The organism is Paenibacillus sp. 203 (assembly GCF_037027525.1).
In the GTDB taxonomy this organism is placed as follows: domain Bacteria; phylum Bacillota; class Bacilli; order Paenibacillales; family Paenibacillaceae; genus Paenibacillus; species Paenibacillus polymyxa_B.
Window position 1 is genome coordinate 120,889 of the sequence record NZ_JAXCHD010000006.1, and the last position, 14,952, is coordinate 135,840.

Consider the following 14,952-nt stretch of genomic DNA (forward strand, 5'->3'; position numbering starts at 1 on the left):
AGGAGGAGTCGTCCAGTTGATCTACCAGAATTTGCGCCAATTTATTGAAGCGCTGCGTAAAGAAAATCATCTTAAAATTATAGAGGCACCTGTCGATCCTTACTTGGAGCTGGCTGAGATTCATCGAAGAGTCATTGAGGAAGAAGGGCCGGCACTGCTGTTCACGAATGTAAAAGGAACCCCGTTTCCTGTAGCCAGTAATCTGTTTGGCACGAATCGCCGTGTGGATATGGCTTTTGGCCCGCGACCAGAGCAACTGATGGATGCGATTGTCGGAGCCACCAAAACATTGTTTCCACCTACACCCAAAGCATTGTGGAATGAACGTGGCCTGATTAAGGACATGCTAAAAGTAGGGCTAAAAACAGTATCTCATAGCGAGGCCCCTGTATTGGGAGTTCGCCGTACAGAGGCTCCGTTAGCGCCACTGCCTAAAGTGATCAGTTGGCATGAGGACGGGGGGCCGTTTATTACGCTTCCACTTGTGTATACCGAGAAGCCAGGTCAGCCCAAGGATCATAATCTGGGGATGTACCGCATTCAGATTTATGATGATCAGACGACGGGCATTCACTGGCAAATTCATAAAGGCGGCGGTTTCCATTATCATGAAGCGGAGCTGCGTAATGAGCCATTGCCTACGACGATTATCATTGGTGGCCCGCCTGCCCTGATTGCGTCTGCCATTGCTCCAGCACCAGAAAACTTACCTGAGCTGCTGCTGGCTTCGCTTATTATGGGAGACAAGCTGCCCATGACAGAAGATCCGCTTGGGGGTCACCGGATTCCAGCAGAAGCAGAATTTGCAATCAGCGGTTATGTGCCGCCTCATGAACGCCGTCCAGAAGGCCCGTTTGGTGATCATTTTGGATATTATTCATTACAGCATGATTTCCCTGTATTTCATGTCAAACATATGCATCACCGCAAGGATGCCATTTATCCGGCAACCATTGTAGGTAAGCCTCGGCAAGAAGACTACTATCTCGGTGAGTTTTTGCAACGTCTGCTGTCGCCTGCTTATCCGCTTGTGATGCCTTCCGTAAAGTCCCTGTGGGCGTATGCGGAAACGGGCGTACATGCGCTGGCAGCGGCAGTCGTACGAGAAAGCTACTCCCGTGAAGCGCTTGTATCCGGTTTTACTATTTTGGGTCAAGGTCAATTATCCTTGACCAAGTTCCTGATGCTGACGGATCGAGTAATTGATTTATCTGACTTTAACCTGCTGCTGGAAACCATTCTGGAGCGATTTAATCCAGCAACGGATTTATTTATTTTCAATCACACGTCACACGATACACTCGATTACACAGGCCGCAAGCTGAATCATGGTAGTAAGGCGATCCTGATGGGGATAGGTGAGCCTGTACGTGAATTGCCTCGTGCTTATGAGGGAGGCGATCTGCCGGGAATTCGTGAAATTGAGCCCTATTGCGGAGGATGCCTCGTCGTATCGGGTGCGTCCTTTGAGCAGGAGCCTGAGCTGGCGGCACGTGTTTTGGAGCGATTAGCCGCAGGTGAGCAAGAGTGGCCGCTCGTCTTCATTGTGGATGATGCCAAAGAAGTTGTTCGCTCTCAAGCCTCGTTCCTGTGGACGGTGTTCACACGCTTTAACCCGGCTACGGATATGTACGCGGACAGCGAAGTGCGTTTGCATCATCTGAACTATAAGCTGCCGATTGTAGTGGATGCGCGTATGAAGCCGGGGTATCCGGATGAGGTGTTACCGCGTGAGGATATTGTTAAGCTTGTAGATCAACGATGGACGAGTTATTTCGCTTGACGCCCTAATGAAACCTACAGCCGGATTTTACATTTATAAGGAGGCGTAAGCATGATACGCAAGCTACTGGGTGAGCCGCCACGTGTGAACAAGGGCATCTTGCTGGATGCCATGAATAGCATGTCAGATATGTTGAACCTGCTGGAGCGGCAAATTCAGGCTGGTGGAGATCCGACCCACGATTTTCGGAAGGCGGATATTTTGACACGCGGTCTAATGTCATCTCTGGATGAACTGGAGCAGAGCCATCATGCTGCCGCCTTTTTCCGTATGAATGTGAAAGCCGGATATGCTGAAGATATGAGCGAGGATGAAAAATCCGACTATGCATTATATGTTTTCTTTTATAAAGATGGGTTTGTGAGGGTATTCTCCATTTTAGATAAGCTGGGCAACTGGCTAAATGATCTGTGTGATTTAAAAACAGGGCAGTATAAGGCTCATTATTCGTATTTTACCGTGTTGCGGCAGCTCAAATATCTCAAAATGCATCCTGTATTGACCGATAATTTAATTGATATCAAGGACACATACAACGATGCCATCAATCGGCTGCGTAAGCGTCGGAATACGGAGATACACTATATGAATACGGAAATGCAGGATGATCTCTGGCAACGACACCGAGCTTTGTATGGAAAAATCCAACTGGAGGACCTCAATCACCATTTGGAAGATTTGCAGCAGGGCTTGGAAATGGTGTGTCGGTCGCTGTCAAACGCCTTTACTTATACTGCGAAACAATGGGAGAACCGGGCAGTACGCCCAAAAATATGATAGAAAATATCCTTTGACAAAGCTATGTAAACTATCTATACTGAAACCTAGTTTCAGAAAAATGCTTGAATTATATTTTTTTATATAAACTTAACGGACAGCTAAAGCTGGAGTTTAACATATTTTTCTTATCCAGAGAGGTGGAGGGACTGGCCCGATGAAGCCCGGCAACCCGTTCTTTCCCGGTGTAATACACTGGGAGGGAACATGATGGTGCTAATTCCTACAAAACCGCTAGAGTTATAGCGATTTTGGCAGATGAGAAAAGGTTCGCAAGGTGGGGCCCTTTTCATTCTGTGAAAGGGGCTCTTTTTTGTATAAATAAATAGCGATTTTATACAATCCTGAGAGATGACAACTGGTTAAAAGGGTAAGGAAGAAGTGAAGGGGGTCGCAGCACGTTGATAGAGCTTAAGCAGTTAACCAAGCATTATGGCAAAGGCAACCGACGCGTTAATGCGCTGTCTGGGTTGAATCTTTCTATAAAGCGTGGAGAAATATTCGGAGTGATTGGTCACTCCGGGGCGGGGAAAAGTACATTGATCCGCTGTATTAATTTATTGGAACGCCCTACTTCAGGTGAAGTATGGGTAGACGGGGTAAACCTCACCACTGTGAGTCAATCCCAGTTACAGAAGCAACGTCGAAAAATCGGAATGATTTTTCAGCATTTTAATTTGTTGTCTTCGGCGACGGTGTATGACAATATTGCATTTCCATTGCGTCTCGTAAACACTCCCAAGCAGAAGGTGGACATGAAGGTTCGTGAGCTGCTGGAACTGGTGGGTCTGGAAGAACATAGTAGAAAGTATCCGTCACAGCTCTCAGGTGGACAGAAACAGCGGGTAGGAATTGCACGGGCGCTGGCTAGTGATCCTCATGTATTGCTGTGTGACGAAGCGACTTCTGCGCTTGATCCGCAGACGACGGGGTCTATCCTGAAATTGCTGCTGGATATTAATCAACGTTTTAATTTAACCATCGTGCTGATTACACATGAAATGCATGTCATTCAAAGCATTTGTGATCGAGTTGGTGTTATTCATCAGGGCGACATCGTGGAGCAAGGTCCGGTAGCGGAAGTATTTTTGAAGCCGCAGCACCAGGTAACCAAGGACTTTATTCAACGGGAGTCAGAACATCCCGAGGAGCTGCAAGCAGCGATTGCGGCAGCAGGTGGCGGCGAGTCAGCGCAGGTGGTGCGTATCTCCTTCTTGGGCAGCAAAACATATGATGCGATTCTGTCGCGTACGGCTCGAAGTACTGGTGTTGATTTTGCGATCTTGCAGGGAACTATATCTACGATTAAAAATGTACCCTATGGACAGCTAATCGTTCGTTTTGAAGGAAATCATGAGGATATAGAGCATACGTTGCGCGAAGTGTCTGGGCAAGGGCTTGATGTGGAGGTGATTGGACAATGAGCGAACTTGATTTTTCACAAGTGAGTTGGGAAGAGCTAGGGAATTCTACGCTGGAAACCCTTCAGATGCTTGGGGCATCTGCATTGTTCACCCTCGTTATTGGTTTGCCGCTTGGTATATTATTGTTTCTGGCGAGCCGCTCCTCGTTGACTCTGATGAAGGTGATATACATTGTATTATCATTTATCGTTAACATTTTACGTTCCGTACCCTTTATCATTTTGATCGTTGCACTTATTCCTTTTACACGATCGCTGGTAGGTACCTCGACCGGGGTGCTGGGAACCATTCCGCCATTGGTTATCGGGGCTGCCCCATTCTTTGCACGTCTTGTCGAAACGTCTCTGCGTGAAGTGGACAAGGGCGTCATTGAAGCCGCACAAGCGATGGGTGCCTCGACAGGACAAATTATCCGGCGTGTGCTGTTACGTGAGGCACTTCCGGGTCTGCTCGCCGCATTAACCATTACCGTCGTTACACTCGTATCCTACACGGCAATGTCCGGGATGATCGGGGGCGGTGGACTGGGTACACTGGCTATCAACTACGGCTATTATCGTTATGAAACGGCTGTCATGATCGTTGCGGTCGTGCTGATGGTTGTATTGGTACAATTGCTGCAAATGGCGGGAGATCGGCTCGTGCGGCATTATACTCGAAAATAGGGAAAACATATAGATATCCTTATTGATCAGGACGTCTGCTCCTGAATATTACAAATTATTGGAGGGGTAATAACATGAAGAAATGGGTATTGGCTATATTAAGCTTGACATTAATTGCGGTGCTGGCTGCTTGCGGCACAAAGAGCACAACATCGGATACAAACAATGCGAACGAGAATACAGGCGGATCACCACGTGAAGTGGAACTGAAAGTTGGAGCTTCTCCTGTGCCGCATGCGGAAATTTTGGAAGCGATCAAGCCTCAGTTGGAAAAAGAAGGGGTTCGTCTCCAAGTCGTTCAGTTTAACGACTACGTACAGCCGAACGTTCAATTGTTTGACAAGCAGCTGGATGCTAACTTCTATCAACATGTACCTTACTTGAATGTGATGAACAAAGAGCGCAAAATGGATTTGGTTTCTGTGGGCGCGGTTCACCTGGAGCCTTTCGGCATCTACTCCCAAAAATATAAAAAGCTTGATGAACTTCCAGATGGCGCAACTGTAGCCATTCCGAACGATGCGACAAACGGAGGCCGTGCTTTGCTGTTGTTGGAAAAACAAGGTCTGATCAAGCTGAAAGACGCAAGCAACATTGAAGCTACGGTAAAAGATATTACTGAAAATAAGAAAAACCTGGAATTCAAGGAGCTGGAGGCGGCTATGCTGCCACGTCAGTTGCCTGAAGTGGATATTGCGTTGATCAACACGAACTACGCTTTGGAAGCGAAGCTGAACCCTACGAAAGATGCACTGGCACTGGAAGACAAGGATTCTCCATATGCTAACGTTCTGGTAGCACGTCCTGATAATAAAGATTCCGAAGCGATTCAGAAGTTGCTTAAAGCTTTGCAATCTCCAGAAACTAAAAAATTCATTGAAGATAAATACCAAGGCGCAATTATCCCGGCATTTTAAGTAGGGAACGAGAACGCATTGCACGCAACCCCCAGATTCTCTTGAACAAGAGGACTGGGGGTTTCTTTTTGGATGGAGTTGTAGGGGAAGCTTAAATATTTTATACTTGGGGGTGACCGTTCTCTGTGAACAGGAGGAAAATTGTTGAGAGATAAAGTCGCATTCATAACGGGCAGTGCCAAAGGTCTAGGTAAAACGACCGCTCTGCGTCTGGCGGATGAAGGCTGTAATATTGCACTGAATTATGTGCATAGCCAAGCAGAAGCTGAAGCGCTTAAGCGGGTGATTGAGTCTAAGGGAGTACGCTGCTTGTCTTTACAAGGGGATATCTCTGTTCAGGAAGATATTAGGAGGCTGATTGGTGAAGTACAGGATCGGCTAGGCGGAGTCGATATTATGGTGAACAATGCCGGACCGTTCATCCGGGAACGCCGTCTGTTTGCGGATTACAGTGTAGCTGAGATTCATGCTATGATACAAGGGAATCTGGTCGGTACCATGTTGCTGGATCATTTGGTATTGCCTCACATGCGTAGCCAGCAATGGGGACGTATTATTCATTTTGGCTTTGGTCATGCTGGAGAAGCAAGGGCTTGGCCTCATCGCGCCGTCTACGCAGCCGCTAAGGTGGGGCTGGTGTCTTTTACGAAATCACTGGCTGTGGAGGAAGCTCCTTATGGCATTACGGTCAATATGATCTGTCCAGGGGATATTCGAGGAGCAAATAAGGAAATGTCAATTGCCGATGTTATCGGCATGCAGGATAAAGAGACACCGCGTGGACGTCCGGGGAGTGGAGAGGACATTGCGCGAGTGATCGCCTATTTGTGTGAGGAGCATTCGGATTTTATAACAGGTAATATTATGGATGTATCGGGAGGATTGGACCCCATTCGGCCAACCATATAAGCTTGAGTGCTCCCTCAGACGCTGTAACACAAAAAAGAGTCTTGAGCTTCGTTACCGAAGTCAAGACTCTCATGATCATTATGCATCAAGCATTAGAATACTTGTACCACTTCTTGGACGCCGTCGACTTCTTCGAGAAGAGCACGTTCAATCCCTGCTTTCAGCGTGATTGTGGAACTTGGGCAACTGCCGCAAGCGCCTACCAGCTTCAGCTTAACGATGCCGTCTTCAACGTCAACCAGCTCAACGTCGCCACCATCGCGTTGCAGGAACGGACGGAGCTTATCCAGTACATCAGCTACTTCATCATACATTTGAACGCTTTGTGTTTCGCTCATTAGAATTCAACTCCTTTCCTATACCTTTATTATTATATTACAAAGCGGGCCAAATTAAAATGCCCGTCATCCAAAGCAGGTGAAAAAATGTTAAGACCTATTATTGAGTTTTGCACCAGTAATATGCATTGGGGTACCGATGAAATCATGTCCAAGCTGGAACAGAATCCAGATTATGATGTGATTGAATACGGCTGCCTAAGCAATTGCGGTCAGTGCAACGCCGAACCCTATGCGATGGTCAACGGCGAGATTGTATCCGCAGATTCAGCAGAGCTTCTGTATGAAGTGATTATGAACAAAATTAAGGAAGCTGAAGCATGGGATAACCTAGATTTGGATTGAAAGGCTCTGTTAGCCAGCTCCTTTTTGTAGAGAATATACATGATGCAAACAATCAAGAAACAAAGAAGACCTGCTCTGAGAGCGGGTCTCCTTTGTTTGTTTAGCATACGTTTAGCCAAAATGGCGTTTGGACTTCCAGAGCACACCGCTTTTAAGCAGGCGTGGTACTCGTCCACGCAATGAGGTACTGCCCATAAAGCCATAGCCGAACCCGGCCTTCTTGCCAAGCGCGCCTAATGTACCGCGCAGCTTTAAAGGATGCGGATGAGGCGTTTGACCTTTCCACAGGTCGCGTACAATGTGTGCGATCTGCTCCCCTTGCACTTCTGCCGCTTGAGCGCTTGGAGAGTAGGGAAGGCTCGCACAGTCTCCGACCACATACACCTCAGGATGGTCCGGTATTTGATAATATTCGTTGAGCACGATGCGGCCCTGAGGGTCTTTAGGGACGGCTAAATCCTGCACAATTTTTACCGGCTGAATCCCCGCTGTCCATACTACTGCATCCGTTACAATTTGCTCGTCACGGTTATAAATAGCCCCCGGCTCAATACGGGAAACCGCAACATGATTCAGGGCATTAACCTGATGCTCCTTGAACCAAGCATGTACATAGGCAGACAAACGTTGCGGGAATGCCGACAGCACCCGCTCGCCCCGATCCATAATGGTAATATTCAAATCCGTACGGCTTTCGCGTAACTCCGCAGCAATCTCAACACCGCTAAGACCACCGCCTACAATATGAACATGTCCATATGGCTTGATTTCGTTCAAGCGCAGATAGGTTTGGCGGGTATGGTTAAACGACTGGATTGTACAGCTGTATTCTTCAGCCCCGGGTGTATTGTGAAAGCGGTCGGTACAACCCAACGCAATGACAAGCTGATCATAGGGCAAGGGTTCACCGTCTTGAAAATGGACCATTTTATTCTCCAGATCCATCGAGGTGACTTCTCCATATTTGCGAATAAGACGTTGTTCATCTGGAAAATGCACCCGCAAATCAAAATCAGATACCGTACCTGCCGCGAGGGCATAGTATTCTGTTTTCAACCCCTGAAAGGGCATCCGATCCACTAAAATAACTTGAACATCGTCGGGAATGTGTTTATCCAGCAATTCTTTGGCAATGGTAAGGCCGCCATAGCCGCCTCCCAGAATAACGAAATTTTTCATCAAAATCCGCCTTCCTTTCGCTACCGTGTCCCCGGCAAATGGTCTGGTGTCTCGTTGATCTAACACAAGCTTTTGTTGTTATAAAACCCGAGAATCGGGCCTGCCTTTGGCAGGCAGACCAGCGTATTCCGAGGCAGCATGATGCTGCATGGTGTGAGTAATGGGGATGAAATGCTCGCGGGAAATCTGAATCCGATATTACATTTATTCGAAAACTTCGATTTCGTTATAGAAGGTGTCCCGTTCTACAGGTATGCGTCCGGCACCTTTGACCAGCCAGATCAGCTCTTTACGGGTCAATCCGGCAGGGGTCAACGCACCTGCGGCGTGGCTGATTTGCTCGCGTACAATCGTACCATGGACGTCTGATGCGCCAAAGGTGAGAGCGACCTGCGTCAATTGCGGGCCAATATTAATGAAGTAAGCTTTGACATGGTCGATATTGTCCAGCATCAGGCGGCTGATCGCAATCGTTTTGAGATCCTCGTAAGCGGAGTTGCGGCGCATGATGTTGGCATTTTTGCTTTTCGGCTGCATGGACAGTGGGATAAATACCATGAATCCGTTCGTTTCGTCCTGCAATTCACGAATTTGCAGCATATGTTCAATACGATCCTGGTACGTTTCAACGGAACCGTACAGCATGGTCGTATGAGTTTTCATGCCGAGATTGTGGGCCGTGCGATGTACTTCGAGATAGCGGTCCACGTTGGCTTTCGTAACACGCATCTTCTTCCGATATTCGTCGGACAAGATTTCTGCGCCACCACCAGTCAGGGATTGAAGTCCAGCCTTTTGCAGCTCCTGAAGCACTTCTTTAATACTCAAGCCGCTTATGCGTGTGAAAAAGTCAATTTCCGCTGCTGTATAAGCTTTCAGTGTAACGTGGGGATATTTTTCATTCAGAGCCTTCAATGAGTCTACATAGTATTGGAAAGGCACATGATTATTATGACCACCGACGATATGGAATTCTCTTACTCCCGGATGGATGTGTTGCTCTACATAATCAATCATTTCCTGCCCGGACAACGTATAAGAGCCGTCCTCCCCCTGATCCTTGCGGAAATTGCAGAACGCGCAGCGCGCTTCGCATACATTGGTGAAGTACAGGCTCATGTTTTCGATAAAATAAACCTTTTTTCCGTTCTTGCGTAAATTAGCTTCGTTAGCCAACTGACCCAGTGTGAGGATATCGTCAGTTTCATACAAATATATACCGTCTTCAAGGTTCAAACGAATACCGTTCTGTACCTTTTCTACAATTTCCGCCATTCTGCGGTCTGTAAAAGGTGTAACTAATGTGGACATGCCTATTCCTCCTTCAAGTTGCTCTGTGCGAGGCTGTCCGCCAAATCAGCGGCACAAGCGCTAAGTGCGCACAGGATGTCCCGTTCCGTCGGTAAGAATCCGGCAGCGCGGATATACGATATGTGAAAAATGTTACAATGCCAGGCTACAATGATGAATATCTCAAAATATCGCCTTTGAAATGACAAATTTCCGACAGTTTCTTTTACACACTCTTCACCTATTATAAACCTCACACCACCGGTGTTCAATACAAACGAATAGAAAAACAGGTCTTTAAGCCTGTAAGGGAAGGACATTCCATGACTTGAGCACCTGCAAATAGTGGAGTATACTGAAGGGGAACATGAAGTAAAAGAGGAGGATGGAGCTATGATTAACATCACCGATTCCGCTGCTGAGCGTTTGAAGGATATGCTGGAGCAGCAGGAAACGCCGAATATGTTTTTACGTCTGGGTGTTACGCCGGGCGGTTGCACCGGATTTTCGTATGCAATGGGCTTTGACGACAACGAGACGGATCAGGATATATATATGAACGTACAGGATATGAAGATTGTAGTGGAAAAGGAAAGCATCCGCTACCTGGACGGTCTGGAAATCGACTTTGAAGAGTCTGGAATGTCAGGCGGCTTCACGATTCATAATCCGAATGCTGTAGCTACATGCGGCTGCGGTTCAAGCTTCCGTACGGCTACGGATGCCGGAAAACCGAACGAAGAGCCTTGTTAAACCGCGCTATATCAACGTTTTGTCTTCCGATGATCTGTTCGGTGGCCGACACGTTAGCCTAGCGGAATAGATATTCGGGATTGCGGATTGTAAGCGGGAATTTGAGCGTTAACAATCCCGTATGATGAACGTTAACAACCCCAAAACATGCGATTTAGGGTTGTGGATTACGGCCTCTACGGCGGTATAGTTACGTACTATACTTATGTGGAGGTCTTCTTTATTATGGCGTTAAAGAAACGTGAAAGACGGGTACCGGCTGGCGGAAGGTTAGCGCGCGAGTATCCGCAGATATCGCTAGAGCAAGCGATAAATCTCGTTATAAGTACGAAGAAGTCGGAGGGCTTACGTGAACGTTCGCTCAAGGACTACGCGAAGCACTACGGGTATTTCGTCGATTGGCTACGCGAGAAACATCCGGATATTCAATATGTCGAGGATATTACGACAGAGATTATCCGTGACCACGTTGCGTATATGAAATTTGACAAGGTGCGTTATTCCGGTCATAAGCACATTCCTACGGAGAATCAACCCGTCGGACTGTCCGATACAACGGTCAATATACGCCTTCGTACGTTAAAAGCGATATTTAATCAGTTGGAACGAGATGAGCTTATTGAGGTCAATCCGGTCGGTAAAGTGCGGTTATTGCGTCAGGACGTTGACCTCACGAATTGTCTGACTGACGACGAAGTAAAAGCGATATTGGCGCAACCTAAACAGCGGGATTTCGTTGGGTACCGGGATTACGTGGCAATTGCGCTACTACTTGACTCGGGTTGTCGCGTATCGGAAATGCTTAGTCTCCGTATATCTGATATAGACTTTCAAACACGATTTATCACGTTGAGCGGTGAAGTGAACAAGAACCGTAAGCCTCGGATGGTCCCTATATCCGCGCATGTGGCAAAATTGTTATTACAGTTAATAGAGGAGAACCGCCAGTATTTCACAACGGATCGCATATTCATGTCTTGTTACGGTGATCCGGTAAGCGCGAACCACTTCAATAAACGACTGAAACATTATGGAGAAAAAGCGGGTGTAGCCGGTAAGAAGATGACGGCACACGTTTACCGCCATACTTGGGCTCGTGCGATGATACTTAACGGGGCCGATCCATTCACCGTACAGAAAATGGGCGGGTGGTCCGACATACGTACGATGCGTCGGTACATTCAGATGGATACGAACGATATACGGCGAAGTCATGACGAGTATTCGCCAACATCACGCTTTATTAAGAAGCGAGTTTGATAACGACGCTCATCTCTTCGGAGGTGGGCGTTTTTCTGTTATCATTAACCCCGTATTTTATATCAGGGGGAGTAGAGTTGGATAAACGGATAGGAAAGAATTATAAGTTTTCGAGAGCAAAAAAAGCGCCTAAAAATTCATTGTGGGAGTTATTCGAAATATTTCATAATGCAAAGGTATCGGAAGGGCGCTCACCTCGAACGTTGGAGATGTATGGAGATTGTTTACGATATCTATGCGAATATATGGAGTTAGAGTGTTTAGAACTTACGATAACTGCGGTTACTCCGGAGGTGATTCGTTCATATATGAGTTGGCTTCTACACAGTAAACGCAAATGGGAAGGACACGCACATAAAGGGGAAGCGGACAAGACTGTCGGACTGTCACCGGTTACTGTGAATACTCGGATTAAAGGATTGCGGACAATGTTTCGGTTCTTGAACGAAGAAGGTCATATTTCTTCGAATCCGTGTTCGCGTGTGGGAAAAGCAAAAGAGCCAGTCAAGAAGATACGAATATTAACGGTAGATGAGCTTAAGCGGTTGCTCGCTGTCCCTGACCGCCGTTCGTACGCGGGATTTCGGGACTACGTGGCTATAAACGTTTTGATTGACTCTTTTGCGCGCATCGGAGAAATTCTGTCACTAAAGAAATCCGATATTGATTTTAAGCTTGGTATGGTGTGGCTGGATGAAACGATAGTTAAGACACGACGAGGTCGAGGCATCCCATTAACTAAACGCACTATACGTCTTTTAAAAGAGTTAATTGAGGAAAATGCGGACTTTAGTTCAGAGTATGTTTTTCTAACCAATTATGGAGAACCGATACGTGACGATCGACTACGGGATCGTATCAAACAACACGCGAGGGAAGCGGGGATTGAGGTTAACGTTCATCCGCATCTATTTCGTCATACTTCAGCGACAATGTTTCTTGAAAAGGGTGGTGACTTACGTCATCTTGCGTCTATACTAGGACACACGGACTTGCGAATGGTGATGAAATATACGCATCTATCTGACCGCTCAATCAAAGCGCAGCACGAAGTATACTCGCCTATTCACGATGTAGTTGGGAAACTCGGTCAGGATCGCAAGACAAGACGATAGAAACGGAGGTGTCACTTATTAAAAACAGATACGTATACCCGGCCATATTCGATTACCCAGGCGAAGGATCAGACGACGGGATCTTCGTCAGCTTCCCGGACTTACCTGGCGCCTACACTTGCGGCGGCACAGACGAAGAAGCGCTATATATGGCGAAGGATTGTCTTGCGTTGCACCTTTACGGAATGGAAGCGGATGGCGACGATATTCCAGAGCCTTCACGCTTGGTAAGCGTCGTAACAGAGGCGAACCAGTCCGTCGTGTTGATTGACGTATGGATGCCGAAATAATGGTGATAACAACGGACTCATTTATGCAGAGATGGGTCCGCTTTTTCGAATATCCGTAGTGACAGAGGCCTAGTCCGATGGTATTATTTAGGTAAACGTTAGATGGCGGAGGGGATACGGTTTGATTAACGGTGTCGTAAAGAACGATGCGCCGACGGAAAGGCAAGAGCAGCGAAAGGGAAGTGCGCTCGCGTTCCTCGGCTGGACGTTTGTTGTACTCTCGTTGTTGTGGCTTCCTGTGGTAACGTCGCCGATTGCGGTTATTCTCGGGTTCCTTACGAAAAAAGTCGAAGGTCGCGATATACAAGGGCCGGTAATTATGATCGCGGCGATTGCGTGTGGTGTGCTTGGGGCGTTGGGCGGTCTTTATGCTATTACCAAGGGGTGATTAAGTGCTACAAGAAACTAATATGAAAGAAACTGAGTCAAAGAATGCAAGCGAAGAGGAAGTCAATAACGATCCGAGTTTTTGGGACATGTTTCCGGTAGATAAACAAGTTGCGAGATTAATTTCCGGTTTGATAATCGGAGGCATCATACTGTGGTTCTTGTACGGGCTATTACGTTATGGGCTCGTATTCAATGTAATAATAAACTAGGTAGTTTTACCCTTCTTTCACCGTATATCAGCGTTGTTTTAGCATCTTGAATACATACGTAAGCAACACGAATAGAAAGCCTAATTTCACGTTAAAAGCCCGTGTCCTCAACGCGAGGGATTACGGGCTTTTTCGTCGTTTATAATGATAGTATTCGCTCTAAGTTTCTTAGTGCGTTCGTAGTCGACCTCCGCTTTTTCCGTGCTTCACGCTCCGCCTTGAATGCTTGATTTCGGCAGTTATCGTAGGTAATTCGGGAACTATGGAGTAGTTAGAAAAACGTGATCCTTCATCTCGTAAACTGTCCCATTAACGACAATAAAGTTAGCATCTGCGTTTGGTTGTTCTATGAAACCCGAATCAATGGGATTTTGTAAATCTTCAAGTGAAAAAACATAGATAATGATATTAGCGGCATGACAGAAAGCAATATCCTCTGGCTTTTGTAATTGCTCAGGCACTTGTTTCAAGACGGCACCTCCTATTCTTCTAACAAGAGTATACCACACTTGATGAATGTTCTGTCGCAATGTTTACCATAAAATCAACGTGTATCAGGACACTAAAGCCTGCGTTAAGGGATACGGAAGGGTACGATTGGGGGCGCTAATTTAACGCTGATTTCACGTAATTACAAAGGGAATTGATTTCGCGTATGCCCTCGCTTATTGAGTCTATGCGTGCGTTAACGTTGTCGATCTTATTTATCGTAACGCGTTGCTTGTGATTTAGTTCGAGGACGAGTGCGTGAATTTCGTCGTTCATTTCCATAATAGGCCTCCTACGTAAAAAAGACCGCGAGATTAACGGTCTTCTTTTTTTGGTTCGGTACTTTCTTTGGTACTCGTTATGTATTCAATACGAATTAGCTTTGCTATATCGTCTATTTCCAGAACGTTAATAATTTTCTCTAGTACCTGACGTGGAAACATTTTATTCTTGTTTCTAACCATCTCCGAAATTGTCGCCTCTCGAATACCAGTTAATTCAGAGAGCTTTTTCTGCTCCCATCCTTTCTCAAGTAGAAGATTTTTCAAATCACAGACAAGTGTCCTATTACTCAAAAATTTCCCCCTCTTTCTTTTATAAACGTTGATTTTAAAATATCGAAAAACGTAATTTAAGTATTGACAATAACGAAAAACGTAATTATAGTTAAATTACGAAATACGTAATCGAATATAAAAAGTTTCATTTACTTACCGAGCAACATCGTACCGTAACGAAGCATCACGCAATTCATACTATATATCCCGCTAGGAGGCGCAATTATATGTCAATCACGTTAGGTTTCATCCGTAATCGTCG

Annotated in this window: 17 protein-coding genes and 1 riboswitch; of the genes, 12 read left to right on the plus strand and 5 right to left on the minus strand. The window is 46.3% G+C overall.

Annotated elements, in window-relative coordinates; genetic code table 11:
* The first annotated feature begins 16 nt into the window (after positions 1-16).
* The 6 genes from WA407_RS15445 to WA407_RS15470 all read left to right on the plus strand — a co-directional run bounded on the left by WA407_RS15445 (position 17) and on the right by WA407_RS15470 (position 6,475).
* Positions 17-1,783, plus strand: coding sequence for a UbiD family decarboxylase (locus tag WA407_RS15445; RefSeq protein ID WP_336077707.1), 1,767 nt, complete (start codon positions 17-19; stop codon positions 1,781-1,783).
* Positions 1,784-1,834: 51 nt separating this feature from the next.
* Positions 1,835-2,560 (plus strand): Cthe_2314 family HEPN domain-containing protein, encoded by a 726-nt coding sequence (locus tag WA407_RS15450; protein WP_336077708.1) that lies wholly within the window; start codon positions 1,835-1,837, stop codon positions 2,558-2,560.
* A 125-nt stretch (positions 2,561-2,685) separates the two neighbouring features.
* Positions 2,686-2,825, plus strand: a riboswitch (SAM riboswitch).
* A 136-nt stretch (positions 2,826-2,961) separates the two neighbouring features.
* Positions 2,962-3,984 carry a methionine ABC transporter ATP-binding protein gene (locus WA407_RS15455; RefSeq protein ID WP_254329243.1) on the plus strand — a complete coding sequence of 341 codons (1,023 nt, stop codon included), beginning with the start codon at positions 2,962-2,964 and terminating at the stop codon, positions 3,982-3,984.
* Positions 3,981-4,649, plus strand: a complete 669-nt coding sequence (locus tag WA407_RS15460) for a methionine ABC transporter permease (RefSeq protein WP_013311839.1) — start codon at positions 3,981-3,983, stop codon at positions 4,647-4,649. Before WA407_RS15455 ends, WA407_RS15460 begins: the two co-directional genes overlap by 4 nt.
* Positions 4,650-4,723: 74 nt before the next feature.
* The gene (locus WA407_RS15465; RefSeq protein WP_254329242.1) at positions 4,724-5,566 is read left to right on the plus strand and encodes a MetQ/NlpA family ABC transporter substrate-binding protein; all 843 of its coding nucleotides are present in this window, start codon (positions 4,724-4,726) and stop codon (positions 5,564-5,566) included.
* A gap of 144 nt (positions 5,567-5,710) precedes the next feature.
* Complete coding sequence (locus tag WA407_RS15470) at positions 5,711-6,475, plus strand: SDR family oxidoreductase (protein ID WP_336077709.1); 765 nt, start codon at positions 5,711-5,713, stop codon at positions 6,473-6,475.
* Between the two features lie 92 nt (positions 6,476-6,567).
* Here the strand turns inward: WA407_RS15470 and WA407_RS15475 are convergent, their stop codons facing one another.
* Entirely contained in the window at positions 6,568-6,813 is a 246-nt protein-coding gene (locus WA407_RS15475; RefSeq protein WP_013311836.1) for a NifU family protein, read from the minus strand.
* Between the two features lie 87 nt (positions 6,814-6,900).
* Here WA407_RS15475 and WA407_RS15480 point away from each other — a divergent pair, with 87 nt between their 5' ends.
* Complete coding sequence (locus WA407_RS15480; protein WP_023990179.1) at positions 6,901-7,158, plus strand: YuzB family protein; 258 nt, start codon at positions 6,901-6,903, stop codon at positions 7,156-7,158.
* A gap of 111 nt (positions 7,159-7,269) precedes the next feature.
* Here the strand turns inward: WA407_RS15480 and WA407_RS15485 are convergent, their stop codons facing one another.
* Together WA407_RS15485 and mqnE are read right to left on the minus strand one after the other, a co-directional pair.
* Positions 7,270-8,337, minus strand: a complete 1,068-nt coding sequence (locus WA407_RS15485) for an NAD(P)/FAD-dependent oxidoreductase (protein ID WP_254329241.1) — start codon at positions 8,335-8,337, stop codon at positions 7,270-7,272.
* Between the two features lie 204 nt (positions 8,338-8,541).
* Positions 8,542-9,648 carry an aminofutalosine synthase MqnE gene (mqnE, locus tag WA407_RS15490; protein WP_336077710.1) on the minus strand — a complete coding sequence of 369 codons (1,107 nt, stop codon included), beginning with the start codon at positions 9,646-9,648 and terminating at the stop codon, positions 8,542-8,544.
* Positions 9,649-10,020: 372 nt separating this feature from the next.
* Between mqnE and WA407_RS15495 the strand changes: the two genes are divergently transcribed.
* The 5 genes from WA407_RS15495 to WA407_RS15515 all read left to right on the plus strand — a co-directional run bounded on the left by WA407_RS15495 (position 10,021) and on the right by WA407_RS15515 (position 13,433).
* Positions 10,021-10,380 (plus strand): HesB/IscA family protein, encoded by a 360-nt coding sequence (locus tag WA407_RS15495; RefSeq protein ID WP_013311832.1) that lies wholly within the window; start codon positions 10,021-10,023, stop codon positions 10,378-10,380.
* A gap of 225 nt (positions 10,381-10,605) precedes the next feature.
* Positions 10,606-11,640 carry a tyrosine-type recombinase/integrase gene (locus WA407_RS15500; RefSeq protein WP_336077711.1) on the plus strand — a complete coding sequence of 345 codons (1,035 nt, stop codon included), beginning with the start codon at positions 10,606-10,608 and terminating at the stop codon, positions 11,638-11,640.
* A 140-nt stretch (positions 11,641-11,780) separates the two neighbouring features.
* Positions 11,781-12,755 (plus strand): tyrosine-type recombinase/integrase, encoded by a 975-nt coding sequence (locus tag WA407_RS15505; RefSeq protein WP_336077827.1) that lies wholly within the window; start codon positions 11,781-11,783, stop codon positions 12,753-12,755.
* Positions 12,756-12,763: 8 nt separating this feature from the next.
* The gene (locus WA407_RS15510) at positions 12,764-13,045 is read left to right on the plus strand and encodes a type II toxin-antitoxin system HicB family antitoxin (RefSeq protein WP_336077712.1); all 282 of its coding nucleotides are present in this window, start codon (positions 12,764-12,766) and stop codon (positions 13,043-13,045) included.
* Between the two features lie 121 nt (positions 13,046-13,166).
* Positions 13,167-13,433 (plus strand): hypothetical protein, encoded by a 267-nt coding sequence (locus WA407_RS15515; RefSeq protein WP_336077713.1) that lies wholly within the window; start codon positions 13,167-13,169, stop codon positions 13,431-13,433.
* Positions 13,434-13,904: 471 nt separating this feature from the next.
* Here WA407_RS15515 and WA407_RS15520 read toward each other — a convergent pair whose 3' ends face one another.
* Together WA407_RS15520 and WA407_RS15525 are read right to left on the minus strand one after the other, a co-directional pair.
* Positions 13,905-14,114 carry a hypothetical protein gene (locus tag WA407_RS15520; RefSeq protein WP_149034894.1) on the minus strand — a complete coding sequence of 70 codons (210 nt, stop codon included), beginning with the start codon at positions 14,112-14,114 and terminating at the stop codon, positions 13,905-13,907.
* Between the two features lie 333 nt (positions 14,115-14,447).
* Entirely contained in the window at positions 14,448-14,708 is a 261-nt protein-coding gene (locus WA407_RS15525) for a helix-turn-helix domain-containing protein (protein ID WP_336077714.1), read from the minus strand.
* Positions 14,709-14,952 lie beyond the last annotated feature (244 nt).

Bases quoted from the DNA above. Each gene is read 5' to 3' on its own strand.
- mqnE (WP_336077710.1), bottom strand. From the start codon at position 9,648: ATGTCCACATTAGTTACACCTTTTACAGACCGCAGAATGGCGGAAATT.
- WA407_RS15450 (WP_336077708.1), top strand. From the start codon at position 1,835: ATGATACGCAAGCTACTGGGTGAGCCGCCACGTGTGAACAAGGGCATC.
- WA407_RS15465 (WP_254329242.1), top strand. From the start codon at position 4,724: ATGAAGAAATGGGTATTGGCTATATTAAGCTTGACATTAATTGCGGTG.
- WA407_RS15460 (WP_013311839.1), top strand. From the start codon at position 3,981: ATGAGCGAACTTGATTTTTCACAAGTGAGTTGGGAAGAGCTAGGGAAT.
- WA407_RS15475 (WP_013311836.1), bottom strand. From the start codon at position 6,813: ATGAGCGAAACACAAAGCGTTCAAATGTATGATGAAGTAGCTGATGTA.
- WA407_RS15500 (WP_336077711.1), top strand. From the start codon at position 10,606: ATGGCGTTAAAGAAACGTGAAAGACGGGTACCGGCTGGCGGAAGGTTA.
- WA407_RS15495 (WP_013311832.1), top strand. From the start codon at position 10,021: ATGATTAACATCACCGATTCCGCTGCTGAGCGTTTGAAGGATATGCTG.
- WA407_RS15480 (WP_023990179.1), top strand. From the start codon at position 6,901: ATGTTAAGACCTATTATTGAGTTTTGCACCAGTAATATGCATTGGGGT.
- WA407_RS15485 (WP_254329241.1), bottom strand. From the start codon at position 8,337: ATGAAAAATTTCGTTATTCTGGGAGGCGGCTATGGCGGCCTTACCATT.